The 18152-nt window shown below is 41.1% G+C and carries 17 protein-coding genes and 1 CRISPR repeat array; of the genes, 2 read left to right on the top strand and 15 right to left on the bottom strand.

Going from position 1 to position 18152, the window contains the following annotated elements; genetic code table 11:
* The first annotated feature begins 96 nt into the window (after window positions 1-96).
* Complete coding sequence (locus tag VJY63_RS05130; protein WP_324048687.1) at window positions 97-507, top strand: hypothetical protein; 411 nt, start codon at window positions 97-99, stop codon at window positions 505-507.
* A gap of 109 nt (window positions 508-616) precedes the next feature.
* Here the strand turns inward: VJY63_RS05130 and VJY63_RS05125 are convergent, their stop codons facing one another.
* From VJY63_RS05125 to cas1f, 15 genes are all read right to left on the bottom strand, one after another.
* On the bottom strand, window positions 617-1609 hold the full coding sequence (locus VJY63_RS05125; RefSeq protein WP_324048685.1) for a hypothetical protein: 993 nt from the start codon (window positions 1607-1609) through the stop codon (window positions 617-619).
* An 87-nt stretch (window positions 1610-1696) separates the two neighbouring features.
* Window positions 1697-1990, bottom strand: coding sequence for an addiction module antidote protein (locus VJY63_RS05120; protein ID WP_324048683.1), 294 nt, complete (start codon window positions 1988-1990; stop codon window positions 1697-1699).
* 3 nt (window positions 1991-1993) lie between these two features.
* Entirely contained in the window at window positions 1994-2290 is a 297-nt protein-coding gene (locus VJY63_RS05115; protein ID WP_324048740.1) for a type II toxin-antitoxin system RelE/ParE family toxin, read from the bottom strand.
* Window positions 2291-2407: 117 nt separating this feature from the next.
* Window positions 2408-2677, bottom strand: a complete 270-nt coding sequence (locus tag VJY63_RS05110) for a hypothetical protein (RefSeq protein ID WP_324048681.1) — start codon at window positions 2675-2677, stop codon at window positions 2408-2410.
* Between the two features lie 6 nt (window positions 2678-2683).
* A complete protein-coding gene (locus tag VJY63_RS05105) occupies window positions 2684-2893 on the bottom strand; it encodes a hypothetical protein (RefSeq protein WP_324048680.1) in 210 nt (69 codons plus the stop codon).
* 89 nt (window positions 2894-2982) lie between these two features.
* Window positions 2983-3150, bottom strand: coding sequence for a hypothetical protein (locus VJY63_RS05100; protein ID WP_324048678.1), 168 nt, complete (start codon window positions 3148-3150; stop codon window positions 2983-2985).
* Between the two features lie 236 nt (window positions 3151-3386).
* On the bottom strand, window positions 3387-3719 hold the full coding sequence (locus VJY63_RS05095) for a hypothetical protein (RefSeq protein WP_324048738.1): 333 nt from the start codon (window positions 3717-3719) through the stop codon (window positions 3387-3389).
* A 42-nt stretch (window positions 3720-3761) separates the two neighbouring features.
* Window positions 3762-4076: a hypothetical protein gene (locus VJY63_RS05090; protein WP_324048676.1), complete on the bottom strand. Its 315-nt coding sequence runs from the start codon at window positions 4074-4076 to the stop codon at window positions 3762-3764.
* 19 nt (window positions 4077-4095) lie between these two features.
* Window positions 4096-4266, bottom strand: a complete 171-nt coding sequence (locus tag VJY63_RS05085; RefSeq protein ID WP_324048736.1) for an addiction module antidote protein — start codon at window positions 4264-4266, stop codon at window positions 4096-4098.
* A gap of 13 nt (window positions 4267-4279) precedes the next feature.
* Window positions 4280-6528: direct repeats of the CRISPR family, unit length 28 nt; unit sequence TTTCTAAGCCACCTGTGCGGCGGCTAAC.
* Window positions 6529-6678: 150 nt separating this feature from the next.
* Window positions 6679-7344, bottom strand: coding sequence for a type I-F CRISPR-associated endoribonuclease Cas6/Csy4 (cas6f, locus tag VJY63_RS05080; RefSeq protein WP_324048674.1), 666 nt, complete (start codon window positions 7342-7344; stop codon window positions 6679-6681).
* A gap of 13 nt (window positions 7345-7357) precedes the next feature.
* A complete protein-coding gene (gene csy3 / locus VJY63_RS05075; protein ID WP_324048672.1) occupies window positions 7358-8338 on the bottom strand; it encodes a type I-F CRISPR-associated protein Csy3 in 981 nt (326 codons plus the stop codon).
* 30 nt (window positions 8339-8368) lie between these two features.
* The gene (gene csy2 / locus VJY63_RS05070; RefSeq protein WP_324048670.1) at window positions 8369-9538 is read right to left on the bottom strand and encodes a type I-F CRISPR-associated protein Csy2; all 1170 of its coding nucleotides are present in this window, start codon (window positions 9536-9538) and stop codon (window positions 8369-8371) included.
* Window positions 9535-11028 carry a type I-F CRISPR-associated protein Csy1 gene (csy1, locus tag VJY63_RS05065; RefSeq protein WP_324048668.1) on the bottom strand — a complete coding sequence of 498 codons (1494 nt, stop codon included), beginning with the start codon at window positions 11026-11028 and terminating at the stop codon, window positions 9535-9537. The genes csy2 and csy1 overlap by 4 nt, the downstream gene beginning before the upstream one ends.
* Window positions 11028-14321 carry a type I-F CRISPR-associated helicase Cas3f gene (cas3f, locus tag VJY63_RS05060; protein ID WP_324048666.1) on the bottom strand — a complete coding sequence of 1098 codons (3294 nt, stop codon included), beginning with the start codon at window positions 14319-14321 and terminating at the stop codon, window positions 11028-11030. Before cas3f ends, csy1 begins: the two co-directional genes overlap by 1 nt.
* Window positions 14318-15304 (bottom strand): type I-F CRISPR-associated endonuclease Cas1f, encoded by a 987-nt coding sequence (cas1f, locus tag VJY63_RS05055; RefSeq protein WP_324048664.1) that lies wholly within the window; start codon window positions 15302-15304, stop codon window positions 14318-14320. The genes cas3f and cas1f overlap by 4 nt, the downstream gene beginning before the upstream one ends.
* Before the next feature lie 249 nt (window positions 15305-15553).
* Here cas1f and leuS point away from each other — a divergent pair, with 249 nt between their 5' ends.
* Window positions 15554-18151, top strand: coding sequence for a leucine--tRNA ligase (gene leuS, locus VJY63_RS05050; RefSeq protein WP_324048662.1), 2598 nt, complete (start codon window positions 15554-15556; stop codon window positions 18149-18151).
* Window position 18152: the final 1 nt, after the last annotated feature.

Genomic DNA, 18152 nt, shown 5'->3' with positions numbered 1-18152 from the left:
GGTACTAGTAAGCTATCAGCTGACTATAAATACTACGATGACTACTACGATGTAAGTGAAAGCTTTAGTGAGAGCGAGTCGGATACTTTATTTTATGTGCGTGGCGGCGCAGTTTTTAATGGTGATATTCGTGCCTATGCCACTTTCTCTAAAGTTGGTTACGATTACCTAGACCTAGATCAAATCACTTTATCAGCATCAGCAGACAAGCTTTTCCCAGTAAACAATGAAATGTCTTTTTATGCTGGTGGCACACTGGGCTATACAAGCTTTGATCCTGACGATTTCGGAAAAGAGTCAGGCTTACTTGCTGGTGTACAAGGCGGTATTTTCTATCAAGCAACACCTGCAATAGGCGTTGATCTTGGCGTGTCTTACAGTATAACTACTGCTGAATTTGAATATAAAGAGTCATATACAGTTGCGAGAAAAATTTACACTGATGAAGTAAAAGTAGAGTTTGAATCTGTGCTTGCTTTTAAAGTTGGTGTTGATTACAAGTTTTAATTTTTAGCGAAGCATTTAGTCAGTTATTCAAAAGGACATCCACCTTTAATTCAGGTTATTAAGTTAAGCTGGCCTAATTTTAAGTGAGTGTCCTTTTAAGTTGTATTTGTTACTTATTTAGCTTTAAACGTAGTTGTGCAACTTCTTGAATAGAAAGCTCGGTGATTGCTGCAATGGTCTGATCATTCAATTCCGTTTGCATCACCATATTACGGGCTGTTTTTTCACGCTGCTTTTCTATTCCCTTCTCGATTCCCTTCTCGATTCCCTTCTCAATTCCCTTCTCGATTCCTTGCTCGATTCCTTGCTCGATTCCATATTGCTCAACAGTATTAATGTAAGGCATTTTTAGCTCCTTTTCGACCGCTTTAACGGCTTCAATTAGCCGGTGTTCAAGTGATTTGGGTAATTGAATCATCCAGCCAATAAAGTGAAATAGCTCAACCACTTGCTCACGGCTATAACCTCGCTTATACAGTGAGCGGGTTAAGCCTAATCTAAATTCATACAAACCTTCGTTATTACCTTTAAGGCGCTTGGCTTTAATTTGTGCCATCACAAGCAATGCAAAAACATTGTTATTGGCTTCAAGGCTCGCCCAGCTTTCTTCATCTTCATAATCAATTAGCTTGGCAACAGGGTAAATAAAATCCATTTGTTGTGTGCCCGAACGGCTAAAGTGAAAAGCACTGGGTCGGTAGTTTTGGCTAGTATCAGCCAAGACTGCAAGGCTTACAACATCCACTTGGTAACGATCAAATAAGCGTGACCAATAGGTCAACATACGCCGTGCAAAAATGCCTTTTGGCTCAGGTGAACTTTGAATTTCAACGTGAATTAGCAGCCATTCTTCGGTACCGTCTTGGTAATAAACTTTAACTAGCTTATCGGTATAGCGGCGGCCTGTTTTGGCATCAACGGTAATTTTTTCAAGTTCACCATCTAAAAATTCATAGCCTTTGCTCCAATCCACTTCGTTATGAATGGCTGGAAATAGTAGCGCAAGAAATTCGTTAAAATACTTTTCTAAAGCCGCTTTCCAAGCACCATCATAATCGGAACGACTAGGTTTTAGGGGCGTATTGTCTTCTGGCTGGCTCATGCCTACTCCTCACTGATAAGGGTTAATTCTAGCATATAGCTACATAGATTCTACTAGCCAGAAAGACAGCAACAGCAGAGTTTTAGCTTAAGGTGTTGCTTGTACAGTAATTTGCAAACCAAGTGCTTTTGCAACTTTTGTTACTGTACTAAAAGTGGGGTTTCCATCAGGCGATAATGCCTTATACAAACCTTCGCGAGTTAGGCCAGTATCTCTTGCAAGCTGGCTCATGTTTCTGGCTCGTGCAATAACATTCAGTGCATGAATAATGAACGCAGGATCATCGCCTGCTTCCTCGATACATGCTTCAAGGTAGAACTGAATATCTTCATCCGTTTTAAGGTGTTCTGCTGAATCCCAACGTGTAGTTTGAATACTCACGATTTATACCTCTAACTGTTTAGCAATTTCTTTGGCTTTAGCTATATCTGCTTGCTGAGTATTTTTATCGCCACCGGATAGAAGTACTACGAGAACAGAATCCCTATAAACAAAGTAGACTCTATACCCTGGACCATAAAAGATACGTAGCTCACTAACGCCTTCTCCGACCGGTTCAACATCACCAAAATGACCCATCTCAACCCTGTCTATCCTAGCCTGAATGCGAGCCTTGGCTCTTCGATCCTTGAGAGAATCAAACCACTTAGTGAATATTGTTGTTTTGCGTATTTCTATCATGTGTAAACTATAGTTAACGAAAAAGAAGGTGTCAATCACAGTTAACACCTTCTTTAATGATTAAGCTTAACTAATTTTAAGTGGATGTCCTTTATATTCTTCGACCTTGTTAACTATTTACTCTCGATCTTCCAACGAATCTATTAGGTCATCTTTGATGCTATCTCTTTCAGACACGACATCCCCAAAACTCATCCCGTCTAGATAATCAGCCATCTTGATACGAATATCTCCCTTCTCAATTAGATTACTAAAAAAGTGGTCTGCTCCTGTACCTTGATTCACTAGCTCTTTGAAATCTTTTAACCTGATAGAGGGTTCGCCTTCGACATAAAAATAATATGAAAGAAGACCAATAGCTTCATTGAATGCTATATTGCCTTCCATATGACCCTAAGAAGCTACTTCTTTATAGCTTGATACGAATTTTAAAGTGCTATCTCCATCAATTTCTGGATATGACTTAAATATTGAAACTGGCCAAACAATGGCTTTACCTATATTATACGAGTAACTACGATAACTATGCTCCCCAAATAGCCACATAAAGATACTGACTACAAAAGTAATAGCCAAATACCCGCCAATAAGTCCTTGTTTCATAAGTTTTCCTCAATTTACTATTACAGCCTGAACGCTTTTATAACTAGCGTGGTTTTTGTGCTTTTTTTTCGCAAAAATGATGAAAGTTGTTATGAGTTGTTTAGATCTGTCAACTGTTCTTCTTTTTCTAATTGAACAGCTCCGAACACACCCACAAAAATACCAGCACCCTTGAAAGAACCCCACAAGATTGAAAACTCTTGAACTACTTGCTCACCCATAAACTCTATGACTTCTCCATCAGCTGAAATACCCATATAAATACCAACCGCAACATATATTGAAGCTAGTGAATATGCTAGAACAGGGTTTTTGTTTGGAGCCCAATGAAATAGATTAAATATTAAAACAAAGAACTTAATTTTAAATCTTTCACGGAAGCAAGAGCCAAAATAACCTAGGGAATGGAAAGTTTTATCGTAACGCTACGCACCACCACAACTAAGGCATAGCCAAAAAACAACTGGCAGCAACCAAGCCGCCCACGCCTTAATTAGTTTTTTACTTCTACCCATTGTGGTTTGTAAGGTTGCAAGCCTTCGCCAATCATTTTTTGTAGTTGGCTTAAGGCTTTTTCAGGATTAGTGAAATCCAAATCAAGGCCGGACAGGTTATAACGCCACCATTCAGATGCTAATAATTGTTCACGTAAAGCTTTTTTAAAGCGCCAACGTATCCGTTTAGCTGGCACACCACCTACAATGGCATAAGGTTCTACGTTTTTAGTGACAACCGCACCGGCTGCAACGATTGCGCCAGTACCCACGGTTATACCGCCTCTAAACTTTACACCAGCACCCACCCAAACATCGTGACCTAATTGAATAGGTTTGTTTGGCTGAAAAGAGCCTCAAAAGGATATCCATCTTTAATTCAGATCTGACCCTGTTTGTTGTTTTTTTAGCTTTAAACGTAACTGTGCAACTTCTTGAATAGAAAGCTCGGTGATTGCTGCAATGGTTTGATCATTCAATTCCGTTTGCAAAACCATATTACGGGCTGTTTTTTCACGCTGCTTCTCGATTCCCTTCTCGATTCCTTGCTCGATTCCATATTGCTCAACAGTATTGATGTAAGGCATTTTTAGCTCCTTTTCGACCGCTTTAACGGCTTCAATTAGCCGGTGTTCAAGTGATTTGGGTAATTGAATCATCCAGCCAATAAAGTGAAATAGCTCAACCACTTGTTCACGATGTTTTAGCTTAAGGTATTGCTTGTACAGTAATTTGCAAGCCAAGTGCTTTTGCAACTTTTGTTACTGTACTAAAAGTGGGGTTTCCATCAGGCGATAATGCCTTATACAAACCTTTGCGGGTCAAGCCAGTATCTCTTGCAAGCTGGCTCATATTTCTGGCTCGTGCAATAACATTCAGTGCATGAATAAAACCCCTAAGCCACCTGTGCGGCGGCTAACCACGAGTCTCTAGCGTTACTAGATTATGAGATTTTCTAAGCCACCTGTGCGGCGGCTAACCACTAGTGCCAGGCGAAGTCACGCCTAATGCTTTTCTAAGCCACCTGTGCGGCGGCTAACTTTTGCAGGTTGTTAAAGGGTGGAATTTTGATTTTCTAAGCCACCTGTGCGGCGGCTAACATTTCATGCTTGAAAACGTCAGGATGAAGAAATTTCTAAGCCACCTGTGCGGCGGCTAACGCAGTGTACTGGATAGCGAGTGGCTGACCGGCTTTCTAAGCCACCTGTGCGGCGGCTAACCCCATCAGGGTTCTTACGTATCCCCTGGATTTTTTCTAAGCCACCTGTGCGGCGGCTAACCTGGAGATCTGCTGGTGTCGCTCTATCCTAACTTTCTAAGCCACCTGTGCGGCGGCTAACCAGCAAAGCGTTGTTAGTACATGGGTATCAAATTTCTAAGCCACCTGTGCGGCGGCTAACGCTTTATGGCTGATAGGGTGGTTAGCACTCTTTTTCTAAGCCACCTGTGCGGCGGCTAACAAAATGATAATTAGCAGCTTACCGTACATTGATTTCTAAGCCACCTGTGCGGCGGCTAACTCCAGATTTCACTGCCTTCAGCACGAATAGTTTTTCTAAGCCACCTGTGCGGCGGCTAACGTGTAGATAACGAGTCCAATGCCGCTATCGCATTTTCTAAGCCACCTGTGCGGCGGCTAACTTGGGTCTAAAGTATCATCATGCGAGGCCATATTTCTAAGCCACCTGTGCGGCGGCTAACATAACACTGATCCTCGTTGAGCAAAACGTAGCTTTCTAAGCCACCTGTGCGGCGGCTAACGCCAGTGCATGCCATGCAATGCCCACCTTAGCTTTCTAAGCCACCTGTGCGGCGGCTAACGGATTGCTGCTTGTTTACCTTCTTCTGTGTAATTTCTAAGCCACCTGTGCGGCGGCTAACTAGTCTCTGATAGTAGAGGTAAATCCCCTTTCTTTCTAAGCCACCTGTGCGGCGGCTAACAAACTAACAAGCAAAGTTAAATAGCCCCATGATTTCTAAGCCACCTGTGCGGCGGCTAACTAAAAATAGTAACGTGGGTAGCTGCACACTACTTTCTAAGCCACCTGTGCGGCGGCTAACAAAATTCAGGATGGTGTTTGGCAGGACTGCACTTTCTAAGCCACCTGTGCGGCGGCTAACAATTTGATAAACGCCATTATCTGCTAAGGGTCTTTCTAAGCCACCTGTGCGGCGGCTAACTTTATTAGTAGCGTAGATGATACAGATCCTCATTTCTAAGCCACCTGTGCGGCGGCTAACAAAGCCCCGATGGACTGGGGCAATAACAGCTATTTCTAAGCCACCTGTGCGGCGGCTAACGCCCAATCACTGATATTCTGGGCAGGTCGGCATTTCTAAGCCACCTGTGCGGCGGCTAACATTTATTTTAGCACAAAAAAAGCCACCGGTTATTTCTAAGCCACCTGTGCGGCGGCTAACGCTTCTGTCGCTGACCATATACGCACCAGCATTTTCTAAGCCACCTGTGCGGCGGCTAACCGTGACCATCATATAAAAAACGACTACCACTATTTCTAAGCCACCTGTGCGGCGGCTAACCGTTTGTATAGTCTTGTGTGTGCGTAATTACTTTTCTAAGCCACCTGTGCGGCGGCTAACATGCAAACGGATTGGAGTCAGTGCCTTTTGACTTTCTAAGCCACCTGTGCGGCGGCTAACCGTTTTTTCTGTTGTACGGTTTTATGTGTGCTTTTCTAAGCCACCTGTGCGGCGGCTAACAGGCTTGCATTGCATACATTAATGTTTATACTTTTCTAAGCCACCTGTGCGGCGGCTAACCTGGCTAACATTGATTGGTTTGCCTTTGCTACTTTCTAAGCCACCTGTGCGGCGGCTAACTATTAGCCGGTGGCACTACTTCGCCACAATATTTTCTAAGCCACCTGTGCGGCGGCTAACTATGAAGCAGAGCAAGAACGTTTAGAGGCTCTTTTCTAAGCCACCTGTGCGGCGGCTAACGTGCTTGCATACCAGAGCGTGGCACACACTATTTTCTAAGCCACCTGTGCGGCGGCTAACGCATAACAATTCATTCAAGCCGACACTGTTCCTTTCTAAGCCACCTGTGCGGCGGCTAACTTGCAGCAAAAGGAATCGTTGTTGCGTCAGGTTTTCTAAGCCACCTGTGCGGCGGCTAACAGCAATAATAACGCAAAAAAACAAGCTACAACAAGTAGTTATTGGAAAAACACCCTTTTTACCAATGTATTTTCTACCTGTTGTAACTTATTGATTTTAAAGCTAATTTTTTAATGAACAAAAAAAGGGTAAAAACACCCTTTCCTAGTTTTACCAGTTAGGGACTGTTGCCTTAGAACTTAGTCCATAAGTACTAAAGCTGCCCTGCTGCTGTTGGTCTACTGGCTGTTGGTTAATAAGCAATGAAAATTCTTGCTCACCGCTTAAACTTTTTATTTTTACGAACGGTAAATCTTTTACTAAAGGATTAGTGTAGTACGCTTTTGCTTTTTCTAAAGTCACCTTTTTTTCTTCTAAAAAACGTAGATTTTGTATTTTTTGGGCTTCTTCAAAGCTAATTTCTCGTCCTGTTCTTTTGCTTTCTCGCCGCATGAAGCGCCGTGTTAAACGCTCTAAATTGGTAGTTACTCGGTAACGCTTAACTAGTAAATAACTATTAGCATTGCTAGGTATTGGTCTAATACTTTTAATATGCACATAGTCCATTAAACGATCTAGCCATTTATTTAGGTTAAGCTTCTGAAGCTCTTGTTCACTAGATGCAAAAACACGCAGCTTAGTACCCAAGCTTGCAAATTCTTTACCCTCTTTTTCTTGATAAGCGTATTCAGGAAAACTCACGCCGATATTCACCATTTTATCTAAATTTTTTTGCTCTACCAAAGCTAGGTGTAACTGAGTGTAGAGCTTAGACCAAATAAAATAAGGTGAAATTTCAGGCGTTTTTATAAGGGTAATTTCTTGATAAAAACGCATATTTTGTTTTCCTTTACTTAGAAGATTTACTAAAGACACCACCACGAATTAGGTTGCCTGTTACATAAGCCTGTTGCTCTAGTGTTAAATCATTGCTGTTTACCCAATCAAGCATTAATGAGTAAAGATCACCTTCTTTTTTAGTCTTACGGAAAGCATCACCAATTTGAGTTACAGCACCAAAAGGCTCGATTGCAATTGGCTGACCTTGCTCTTCATAGCGATCATACCAAGTATCTATAGTACGAATAGCATTGCCTATTTTGACGTTATGAATAGCAGCACAGCCCTCTAACCGGAATAAGCTCTTACCCTTTTCACCCATATTCATTTCTTGGGAGGGGAATACATGCTGCTGATGACCAAGTTTTACAAAAGCATCGACTTCAACAAGAACAAAGCTTTGTTCATCACCCTTTAAACCTTCTGAAATTGCTGCAGCTAATTGCTTCAACTCACTATTGTTGTTTGATTTATCAAAGTCGTTTAAAGAGAAATCATAAGCGTTAAAAGCAAAGGTTTGGTCGGCTACTTTTACAAGAATTTTAATCTCTTCAGCACCAACACGGTTACGCCATAAAAAACGTCCATTCGCTATATTGTATGCATAACGATAAGCAAGAACCTCAACCCCTTCTCCTTGCTTAAAGTCATTAACCTTAGCCTGAATTGCACTACTAAAAGCTGGTGAGTTACAACCAAAAGGCATACCTAAATTACCCACAACACGCATACTGAAACTTACTTTCAAAGTGTCATGTGCTAGAGGTAAGTTCGCATCATCACTATCTGAAGAAACAGGATTCGGTTTTACTTTATCTGCATCGCTTGTACCATGTGCGCTTTGAGTAGAACGGTTTTGACGCTTGGTAATAAGAATGTCCTGCCACTTTTTATCTGTACCAATCGCTTGCCAGTTGCCAGAAAACATTAGTGCATCTGACGTTTCTAATTTGCGTTCAAAAGCCAACATGCTAGGTAAATCAATTTTCATAGTTATATTCCTTTAGAGGTTAAATCAAGTTTATAAATAAGGGTCTGTATCACTGGTAATTTCTTGGTTAGTGCCTATCTTACTTTGCTGACATAAGTACCAATCTTGTTCATAAGGCGCATAATCCCAAGCACTGGCCTGCCATTCTTCTAGGGTTTTTAAGCGGTGTACGCTTTGCCATTCACCAACCGAGTGTACTGCTTCCACAAAGCAAAGGTCTGTTTCTACATCCCTAGCACCGTCAATCTCACCGGCTGGAAATACTTGAGTAATCGCTTTATAGCCAGTCATGATAGGAACTAAGTAACCGGAATTTGGTTTTCTTATATACTCCCAATTAGCTGTCGTTTTATCGTTTGGTTCTAAATAGCTTTGCCATTGCTCTAAAACTTTAAGGTTGATAGTTTCTTTGTGGGTTTGAAAGTGTTCAATAAGCTCACTTGGAACTTGTTCCTGCTTATAGGGCAATATTTTATGTTCCAACCAAACATCGTTAAGTGCTGAGCCTTCATCCGTCTTTTCTGCTTGCTTGGCTAAATATTTATCAAGCTGTTCACAGGCAGGTCTAGCTACTTGTCTTAATGCGATAAAATCAAACCAAGTGTCAAGCTGCTCAGCATCAGGGTTTATTTTTTGTAGTGCTAAAAAGTGTTCTTCTAAATAGTTAGATCTGTCTTGTAAGACAAAGCCAGGTAAAAGCTTGTGCTTTACACTTCTAACTTGTTGTTCTTCTGAAAAATCTAAAACTTCTATACTTCCTATAGTTAGAATCGTGCCACCTGCCAAGCGCTGTAACTGGCAGGCATTGGTGATAAAGTTTTTAAGTTCTTCTTGGATCCCACCTAAATAGCCTTCTACAGGTATTAATAGGGAGACTGTCATATTCATTTTTGCTTCTTCATTAATTGCAGGGTCACGCAATCTGCCGCCCACAAAATTTAAGCCTAAATAATGGGCTGTTTTATATTGAGTAAACCTTGCAGTAGAGCCATCTTTATAAGTATGGATATGTTGTTCATGGGCAATAACTGCACAACCTTTTAAAGACAGTTCTTTTAAGCTATTGGCAGTTTTTAGCTTTCTACTTAAATTGTGACTAAAACCCAAAAAGTGAGTTATAGCTGGAAAGCCCCAAGTAAAGCCTGAAGTAGCATTGGCATTTTGTACTTTTATTCTTTCAATCAATAAAAACTGACTCATAAACCTGTCTCCTGCTTTACGCGAGAGTTAATTTCTAAAGTTTCTCTAAAGTTAGCTTCAAATAATTTCTCCCACAATTTACTATGTGCTTCTTGTGGTGTGAAATTTTTATTTACTTTATTCAAACGGCTATTAAGCCAAGCAGCAAAGTCTTGAGCTATAACCACCTGCCAATTACTGTTTAATTGTAGGGTTATAAATTCTTCATCTTGACGGAAACAGTCTAATAAAACCTGGTGCTCCGGCTTAAGTTTTATTCCTTTAGTAGCAGACCAACCGACTGGTAAAGCCTGAATAGTTTTAACGTAAACCATTACCTCATCTGTAAGATTCTCTAACCACTGATAAATCCAATGCATACGTTTTGGATCTTTAATGCTTAATTGTAACGACTCAAAGCGTTCTAAAAAGTCGGCTAAAAACTGTATGTTTTCTTGCACTGCATAGGTTCTAGATAACTCACTAAAAAAGCTTCTTCGATAAACTGGTGGTTTAATATTTGAATGCCAAACAGGTGGTTGGCAAGAATATAAACCTAGACGCCCCCCGCGAGAACCATTTAGCTGTGAAGCATTACCATGGTTGCTTGCGGTAATAGAAATACTTGCTCGATTAGGGAAATTAAAATAGTTAATGTTTGAGTACTTGTTGTTATTTTTTGTTTTAAATAAATCCTTAGGGTTACGTCTGTAAAATTCAAATAAAGCCTGTGCCTTAGAGGATGAAACCAAGTTGCAAAGTAAGTGGTATTGATTATCTGCTATAGGAAAATAAACTTGTTTTAACAAGAAATGAGCGGCGGGTTTTCCTTCACTAAGTGCAGCAGAAAAACCTAAATTCCATGCTGCTTTTTGCTCCTCATCTTTAGCAAAAACTTTTAATAAGTCTGTTTCGATATTGTTAAACTCGCTAACAAGCTTTTGTTTGTTTAGCTCCAACTCTAAAAGCTGATAAATAGGTGCGTATTGGTTGCCTCTAACAGCGCCATCTATAGCCATTTTATTAAGACTAGAGCTTGAAAAGTAGGCATTATTTTGCGACTTTATTTCATCAAAAAATGATGGGCTATCTATTGCTGAATGTGTCAGCTTAGATACATGCGTAGCAAAAGTTACATTCTTAGCATTTTCTGCCGCCCAAGTAATCCAAACATCAGGAGAGTATTTATTAAGTAACTCTTGCTTTTTATTAATTACTTCACTGTTTAAGACCTCAAGGTTTAGCTGGCTAGGCTTTTCTGGAAAATTATTTAACTTTTCTAGCTGCTGCAAAAGAAACTCTGTTTCCTTTTGACCTTCTGCTTTTTTGTTTTTTCTTATATCAAAAACAAAAGCTAAGTCTTCATTATTGAAGTATTTTTCTTGCTCGTATTCTTTTTCAGTCGTCTTAAAAACTTCCTTTAAATATTTTGCAAAATCAGTCTCAAACTTTTCGTTAAGGAAGTTACTAATAACCTCCGGCCAAGTATTATTTTCTTGTTGTTCAAACATCACTTTACCTCTTGATATATTCCTAAATTAGAAAAATATTTGTATTCGTTGATATCGTCTTTTTTATAGCTAACCAGCCTTAACTCACCAAAGCGCAGTGAAGATGCCTCTTCAGTAATATTAAAATCTTGAGCTAGTTCTGCGTATATATTTTGTGGGTTTAAATCAAACCAAAAGTTTATTCTTGAAGTGGTTTCAGGCTCTGCTTCTTGTTTAATTTCAATGCCTGCGCCAGCTAGTGTTCCCATCTTAGGTGGAAATACTGCTTCATTTTTCCACTTCCATTTCAGCTCATCGTTTTCTATTAATAAATACAAGGCTTCATCTTTGGCAGACTTCCTAAAAGGTTGCAACTTTTGCAGTACACCACTCCAGTGGGCTTGCTCTTTCCACCAAAGTTTGGCTGACGTTGGGCTAGTAAATAACTGTTTAAGCAAAGCCGCATGTTCAAGAGCAACTAGGTTAGTTAGTGGGTCTTCTTTTGTTCTTATTACTCTTTCTACAGCATTAACTTGCTGGTATTGGGCTTCTTTTAATACATCGCTTAATTGGTGACTATTGAGCTTAAGTTTTAAATGTTCAACTTCAAAACCTGGCCTATCAAAGCAGCGTTCACTTCCTTTAAGTTGCTTTATATTTTGATTAATCAATAAAATATTTTCTTGTTCAGGCAGCTTATCTCTGTGCCTAAGTACTCGCCCGGCTATCTGGATAATAGAGCGCATAGAGCTAGGCTCTATTATTGACCAATCATAATCATGGTCACGCCCTACTTCTGCTACAGGGGAAGCAAGAACAATGAATAGCTGATTCTTTGCAGTGTTTTTTTGGATTAGATTTTGTAAGTCTTGAGGCGGCCAGTTTTCTTTGCGGTTTAGTATTTTATCTAGTTGATTCTCTAGGTAAGAGCGCACACCTAGAGGGTAGCGGCTGTGGTAAACACATAAGCTAATCTGCGTGTCTTCAGGTGCTTCTAGGCTAAGTAACTTTTTAGCAACAGCAACTAAAGGGTTAATATTAGCCATGCGTACTAAGCCAATAGAAACCTTCTTAGCACCAAGCTCGACATAGTTATTTTTATGTAAAGCTAAGGCACCTTGCATAATAGTTTGTGCAAAATTGCTATAGATATTATCTGTAGTTACTAGGTTTTCTAATAACTTAGCCTTATGTTTTGGCTGGGATGTTTTGCTTAAATAGGTAACACGCTTTTCAACGTATTTTTCATGCTGTATTTTAAAGCTAGAAAAATCTTGGATTTCTTCACTAACTGCACCTGCCGTGGCGCGCTCATCAAACCAAGCACAATTAACCACGCCATTCCAGTTGGCTATATTCACCTTGGCGTATTCTGCCCAACCTGCTTGATAAGCTTGGAAAGTAGCAAAAGCCAAGTCTGGTGGCATGGTTGCGGTTGATAATAAAACACGACTGCCTAACATACCCGCCCAATAAACTAGCCGACACAGGGCAGGTAAATCTTCTAAGCCAAAATCATCGGGTTCATCAATGACTAAATCTGAAGTTAGCAGCCTAAGCATGGGGCCAATTTGCTTACCGCCACGAGTGCCGTCTGTAGCAGGAATAAGGTGGTCGATAGTGCAAACAAGGGTAGGTGCTTGTAATAGTTTCTCTATGCGCACGTTATTTTTAGTCCACTCATACAAGCTGTGTTCTGTACCTGCTAGTTCATAATCTACAAATAAATCTGGATCTAAAAACGCTTCAACTGACTCACTGCCTATACCAAAACTATCTTCTGTTTCTTGTTTGTTTTGTTGGTTTTCAAATAAAGCCTTAGAAGCAGAGCCACCCACAGCTATAGCTAACTGCTCATCGGTTAAATCTAATAGCTTGCGATATTCTCTACCTGTTTGCAGCGTTAGGGTTCTTAAACCTAACGCTACAGTAAAGCGGCAGTCTTGTTCTTTAGAAGCCAAGGCATACATAATTTTGGCGTTAGCAAGGGTTTTTCCTTTGCCTGTTGAGGCCATATTAATACCAAAAAAGCCTTGTTTAACACTGGTTTCACTTAATCTTTTAGCGGTATTTTGAGCCGAAATTTGCCAAGCAAACTTTTCATTGATGACTTTGCTACTCTTTAAAAACTTATTGTCTTCTAGCGTTTCTAGGCTGTCTTTTAATCGTGGTAAAGCGGTAGTGATATCAACGGCATGCTTAGCAACACCTATTAAGTGTTCATCTAGCTGTTGTTTTAATTCACCTGTATCACGGTTGGTATTGGCATAAACAGCATAATTAGGGCTTTGCCACATTTTAGTCGGTTCGGCTTGCGCTGAGTAATGATGGTCAGCAAGCATCAAAATCATTCTGGCAAGGTGGCTAGTAAATAGCTCATCATGTAGTAAATTTTTAGCACTTAGCTGTTTTATATTTTGCAATGCTTTGTCTGCTGCTTGTATAGCTCTCAACCGCCACTTAGTACTTTTGTATGGCAGTCCTTCGCTATCAAATGTCCAATTATCTTGTAAAAAAATTTGGCTATCTTCATCTTTGAAATTATATGAATTCCAGCAAACTTCTAGCTCTTTACTAAACCAAGCATCAAGCAAGCTTTTCCCACCTAACTGGCTAGGTAAAACCTCTTGTGTTAGGTTTTTTTTCCAGCTAGGAACAAAGGGCAATTTATGGTGGCTTAGTATCAACCAGCCAACTAACTGTGCAAAAGGTGGTAAAACAGCTAAAGGGTTATTTATTCCTGAACTAATACCATCTTGGAATACACCATCATTTTGGTTTTTATCTATTTCAGTTAAGGCTTCTAACCATTGTTCATCGCTCCTTTCGCCAACAAATGCTTGAAAAAGTCTTAACGATACCCACTCATGCCTAACAGGTTCGTATTTATTTTTACCTTCACCCTTTAACTTTTGCTGAAACAAAATATTAGCTTTACCAAAGTCATGGTACAAAGCAGCTATAGCTACGGCATTTTTAATGAGAGCCAAGCTTTGCCATTTTTCTTTATCCATATATTGCTCTATATCGCCCTCGGTATAATTCACCGGCACTATGCCTTGCTCATTAAATTTCTTTCTATTACCTACCACCCACAATAAATCGCTACGTGAACGTGTGCGTATCCAATGACAACTTACAGCCGTGCTTTTGCTAGCTGTTTTACGCAGTAGTTTGTGTACTGCTTGCAAGCCTTCGTTGGTAATTACGGTTTGCCAAGTGTTATCGCCAATTCGGTTAGCAAAGGCATCAAGCACTCGCCTAGTTTTAGCTAAAGCGTTTTTTTCACATTGGGAAACAAAAAGCACCATCATTGCGAATCACCTTCTGCATCTTGTACTACAGCAGGTGATGCAAACTGAAAGGCAATACGCTTAACTTCATTGAACATGAAGTCTAGTGCCTTATGGTTGGTAAAGGCTTGCAGGCATTGCTGGCGAAATTCTTGTTCTGTGGCGTTTTCTTTAGCGCTAATAAATGCCCAAGGCAAAATAATCGCATCTTTTATTAAATCAGCCACATCAAACACTAAAGCGCCACGCCTTGTTTTACCGTGCATTACTGCAAAGCCGTGAGGTATGCCTAACACCCAAAGGGTAGTAGCGGCTAAACCATAAGCTAAGTAGTTGCCGTGGTTTAAAAACTCGTTGGCTTTATCGGTCGCATCTCGCTCGCGACTGAAACATTTATGGTTAGTGTTGCTAGCAGCAAGCCTATAAAGCTTTTTGGTAAGCTCTGCTTCAAGCTGTAATAACTTACTAACTCGGTCTGCCTTGTCTATTTGCGATACAAAGCTTTCTATTAGTTGACCAATAGCCGGATTAGTTGAGTCGAAACCTTCTAGCTTTAAGTCTTTATCTTTAGCCCAGGTTTTCTGCAAAAATTCCAAACGGGTTTGTTGAAGCGCTTTAGCAGCTGCTAGGCGTTTTTGTTCGTCAAACCAAAAGCTAAGCCAAGCTTGTACATATTCAGTAGGGCGGTATTCGCTTTGAGGGGATAACCATTCTATTTCGCTAGCCATTAATAAAGGAGTGCCACCACCGCCACTAAAACCAACCAGAACACCTGCCTGAGCTAGCATTCGCATGGCCGCTTGCGTAATGGAAGTTCCTGTACCCAAAAGTAGGCAAGTAGTATTGGCTATAGGGATGTTGTAATAGCTGTTTTGTCTATCATCTTCAGCAAGGTAAAGCACGCGCCCATCTTTTTGCATAACACGGCAGTATTGCAGGTAATAAATATTGGCACGCTTGGAATGCAGAATGCTTTTTAGATCAGATGAGTTTAAGATTTCCATAAATTCCTACCTCCCTTTAAATTGATTTCACCAACAATGCTAAACTTTCTAGCTAATTACAAACCTGTGTAAAAATAGTAAGTATACTTAAACAATGCAATCTTTAGTTGCCCTAATAGGCTAACCAATAAAACCAGTGAAGCAGCTACAACACCTGCCTTACCAAGCTCTACTTACATTTTAACGCCTATTTAGTGTATTCTTAGACGTTATCTTTTCTAATTTATGTAACTGACAAGCCGAGACAAAATGGACACCCAGATCCCCGATTACCAACCCAGTCTACTGGAGCAACAGGCTCAGAGCTTCTGGGAAAAAAACCAATGTTTTAAAGCCGTTGAAGATGCCAGCCGTGAAAAATTTTATTGCCTTTCTATGTTCCCCTACCCCAGCGGCAAGCTGCACATAGGGCACGTTCGCAACTACACCATTGGTGATGTGATTAGCCGTTTCCAGCGCTCACAAGGTAAAAATGTTATGCAGCCGATGGGCTGGGATGCCTTTGGTTTGCCTGCTGAAAATGCCGCCATTCAAAATAAAGTTGCCCCCGGCGCTTGGACAAAACAAAACATTGCCTATATGCGTAACCAGCTAAAGCTACTGGGTTTTGGCTATGACTGGAGCCGTGAACTGGCCACTTGCGACCCATCTTATTACAAGTGGGAACAGTGGTTTTTTGGCAAGCTAATTGAAAAAGATTTGGTCTATAAAAAGAATGCGATGGTGAACTGGGACCCAGTTGACCAAACCGTATTGGCTAACGAACAAGTGATTGATGGCCGTGGTTGGCGTTCGGGTGCTTTAGTTGAGCGCAAAGAAATTCCTCAGTGGTTCTTAAAAATTACTGACTATGCTGAAGAGCTTTTAGCAGACCTAAATAAAGTGGAATGGCCTGAACAGGTTAAAACCATGCAGCGCAACTGGGTGGGTAAATCGCGCGGTGTTGAAATGACTTTTGGCTTAACTGAAGAAGCCAATAACATTCTGCCCGAAGGTTTAGAAGTTTATACCACTCGCCCCGACACTATTTTTGGCGTGACTTATGTTGCCGTAGCTGCGGGTCATCCGCTGGCTAAAGCCGCTGCTGCGAATAACCCTGAATTAGCTAACTTTTTAATCGAGTGCAGCAAAGGTGGCACGTCTGAAGCTGACATGGCGGTGATGGAAAAGAAAGGCATGGCAACCGGCTTTACAGCCACGCACCCATTAACGGGTCGCCAAGTACCTATTTGGGTGGCTAATTTTGTGCTGATGGAATACGGCACGGGTGCGGTGATGGCGGTTCCTGCCCACGACCAGCGTGATTTTGAATTTGCCACCAAATACGGCTTGAATATTGAACAGGTGATTGAGCCTTTAGCCGGTGAAGCCTGCGATACAAGCCAAGCTGCTTTTGAAGAAAAAGGCCGTTTAATTAACTCGTCTCAATACGACGGTTTAGAATTTGAAGCAGCGTTTAATGCCCTTGCTGGTGAACTAGAAAAGCAAGGCAAAGGCCGCGTTAAAATTAACTACCGTTTGCGCGATTGGGGTGTTTCTCGTCAGCGCTATTGGGGTACACCCATTCCCATAGAAAATGGGCCGAATGGTGAAACACGTCCTGTCACCGACGCAGACCTTCCCGTTAAACTGCCTTTAGACGTGGAATTTGATGCTTCAGGTGGTTCGCCGATTAAAAAAATGCCGGCTTTTTATGAGCTAGACGATGGCTGGCAGCGTGAAACCGATACCTTTGATACCTTTATGGAATCGAGCTGGTATTATGCGCGTTTTTGCAGCAGCGATAATAACGAAGCCATGTTAGATGAACGGGCTAACTATTGGTTGCCGGTTGATATTTACATTGGCGGTATTGAACACGCTATTTTGCACCTTTTGTATGCGCGTTTCTTTCACAAATTAATGCGTGATGTTGGCTTGGTTGATTCAGACGAACCCTTTAAGCGCCTGCTAACTCAAGGCATGGTGATTGCAGAAACTTTCTACCGTGATTTGCCCAACGGTGGTAAAGAATGGTTTAACCCTGCCGATGTTGAAGTGGAAAAAGACAGCAAAGGCCGTCCAATCAGCGCGACATTAATCACCGACAATCAGCCAGTGCAAATTGGTGGCATGGAAAAAATGGCCAAGTCGAAGAACAACGGCGTTGACCCACAATCCATGATTGATCTTTACGGTGCTGACACGGTTCGCTTGTTCATTATGTTTGCTGCACCGCCCGATCAATCACTAGAATGGTCTGATGCCGGTGTTGAAGGGGCTAACCGTTACCTAAAACGCTTGTGGCGTTTAGTTAATCAACACCTTTTAGCTGGTAAGCCTGGGGAACTAGACCTTAACCAACTAACGGCTGAACAAAAAGTGGTGCGCCGTAAAACCCATGAAACCATTAAGAAAATTACGGACGATATGGGTCGCCGCATTACCTTTAACACCGCCATTGCTGCCATTATGGAACTAACCAACGAGCTATCACGCTTTAATGCCTTAGATCCACTTAGCTTGGCTGTTGCGCGTGAAGGTTATGAAGCATTAATTATTATGCTGTCGCCCATTACGCCGCATATTTGCCATAAGCTATGGCAAGATTTAGGTAATGAAAACAGTGTGATTGATGCGCCTTGGCCCCAAGTGGATGAAACCGCCTTAACCCGTGACACGATTAATATGGCTGTTTCTATTAATGGTAAGCCGCGTGTGCAACTAGAACTGGCGGCGGATGCAGATAAAGCAACCATTGAGACAGTGGCACTAGCCGATGAAAAAGTGCAAAAATACCTTGACGGTAAAACGCTGCGTAAAGTCATTGTAGTACCCGGCAAATTAATTAACCTAGTGGTTGGTTAAA

The organism is Marinospirillum sp., from assembly GCF_035271045.1.
Classification (GTDB): Bacteria; Pseudomonadota; Gammaproteobacteria; order Pseudomonadales; family Halomonadaceae; genus Marinospirillum.
Note: the sequence above shows the minus strand (reverse complement) of the source record. Positions and strands in the feature narration are given on the sequence as shown.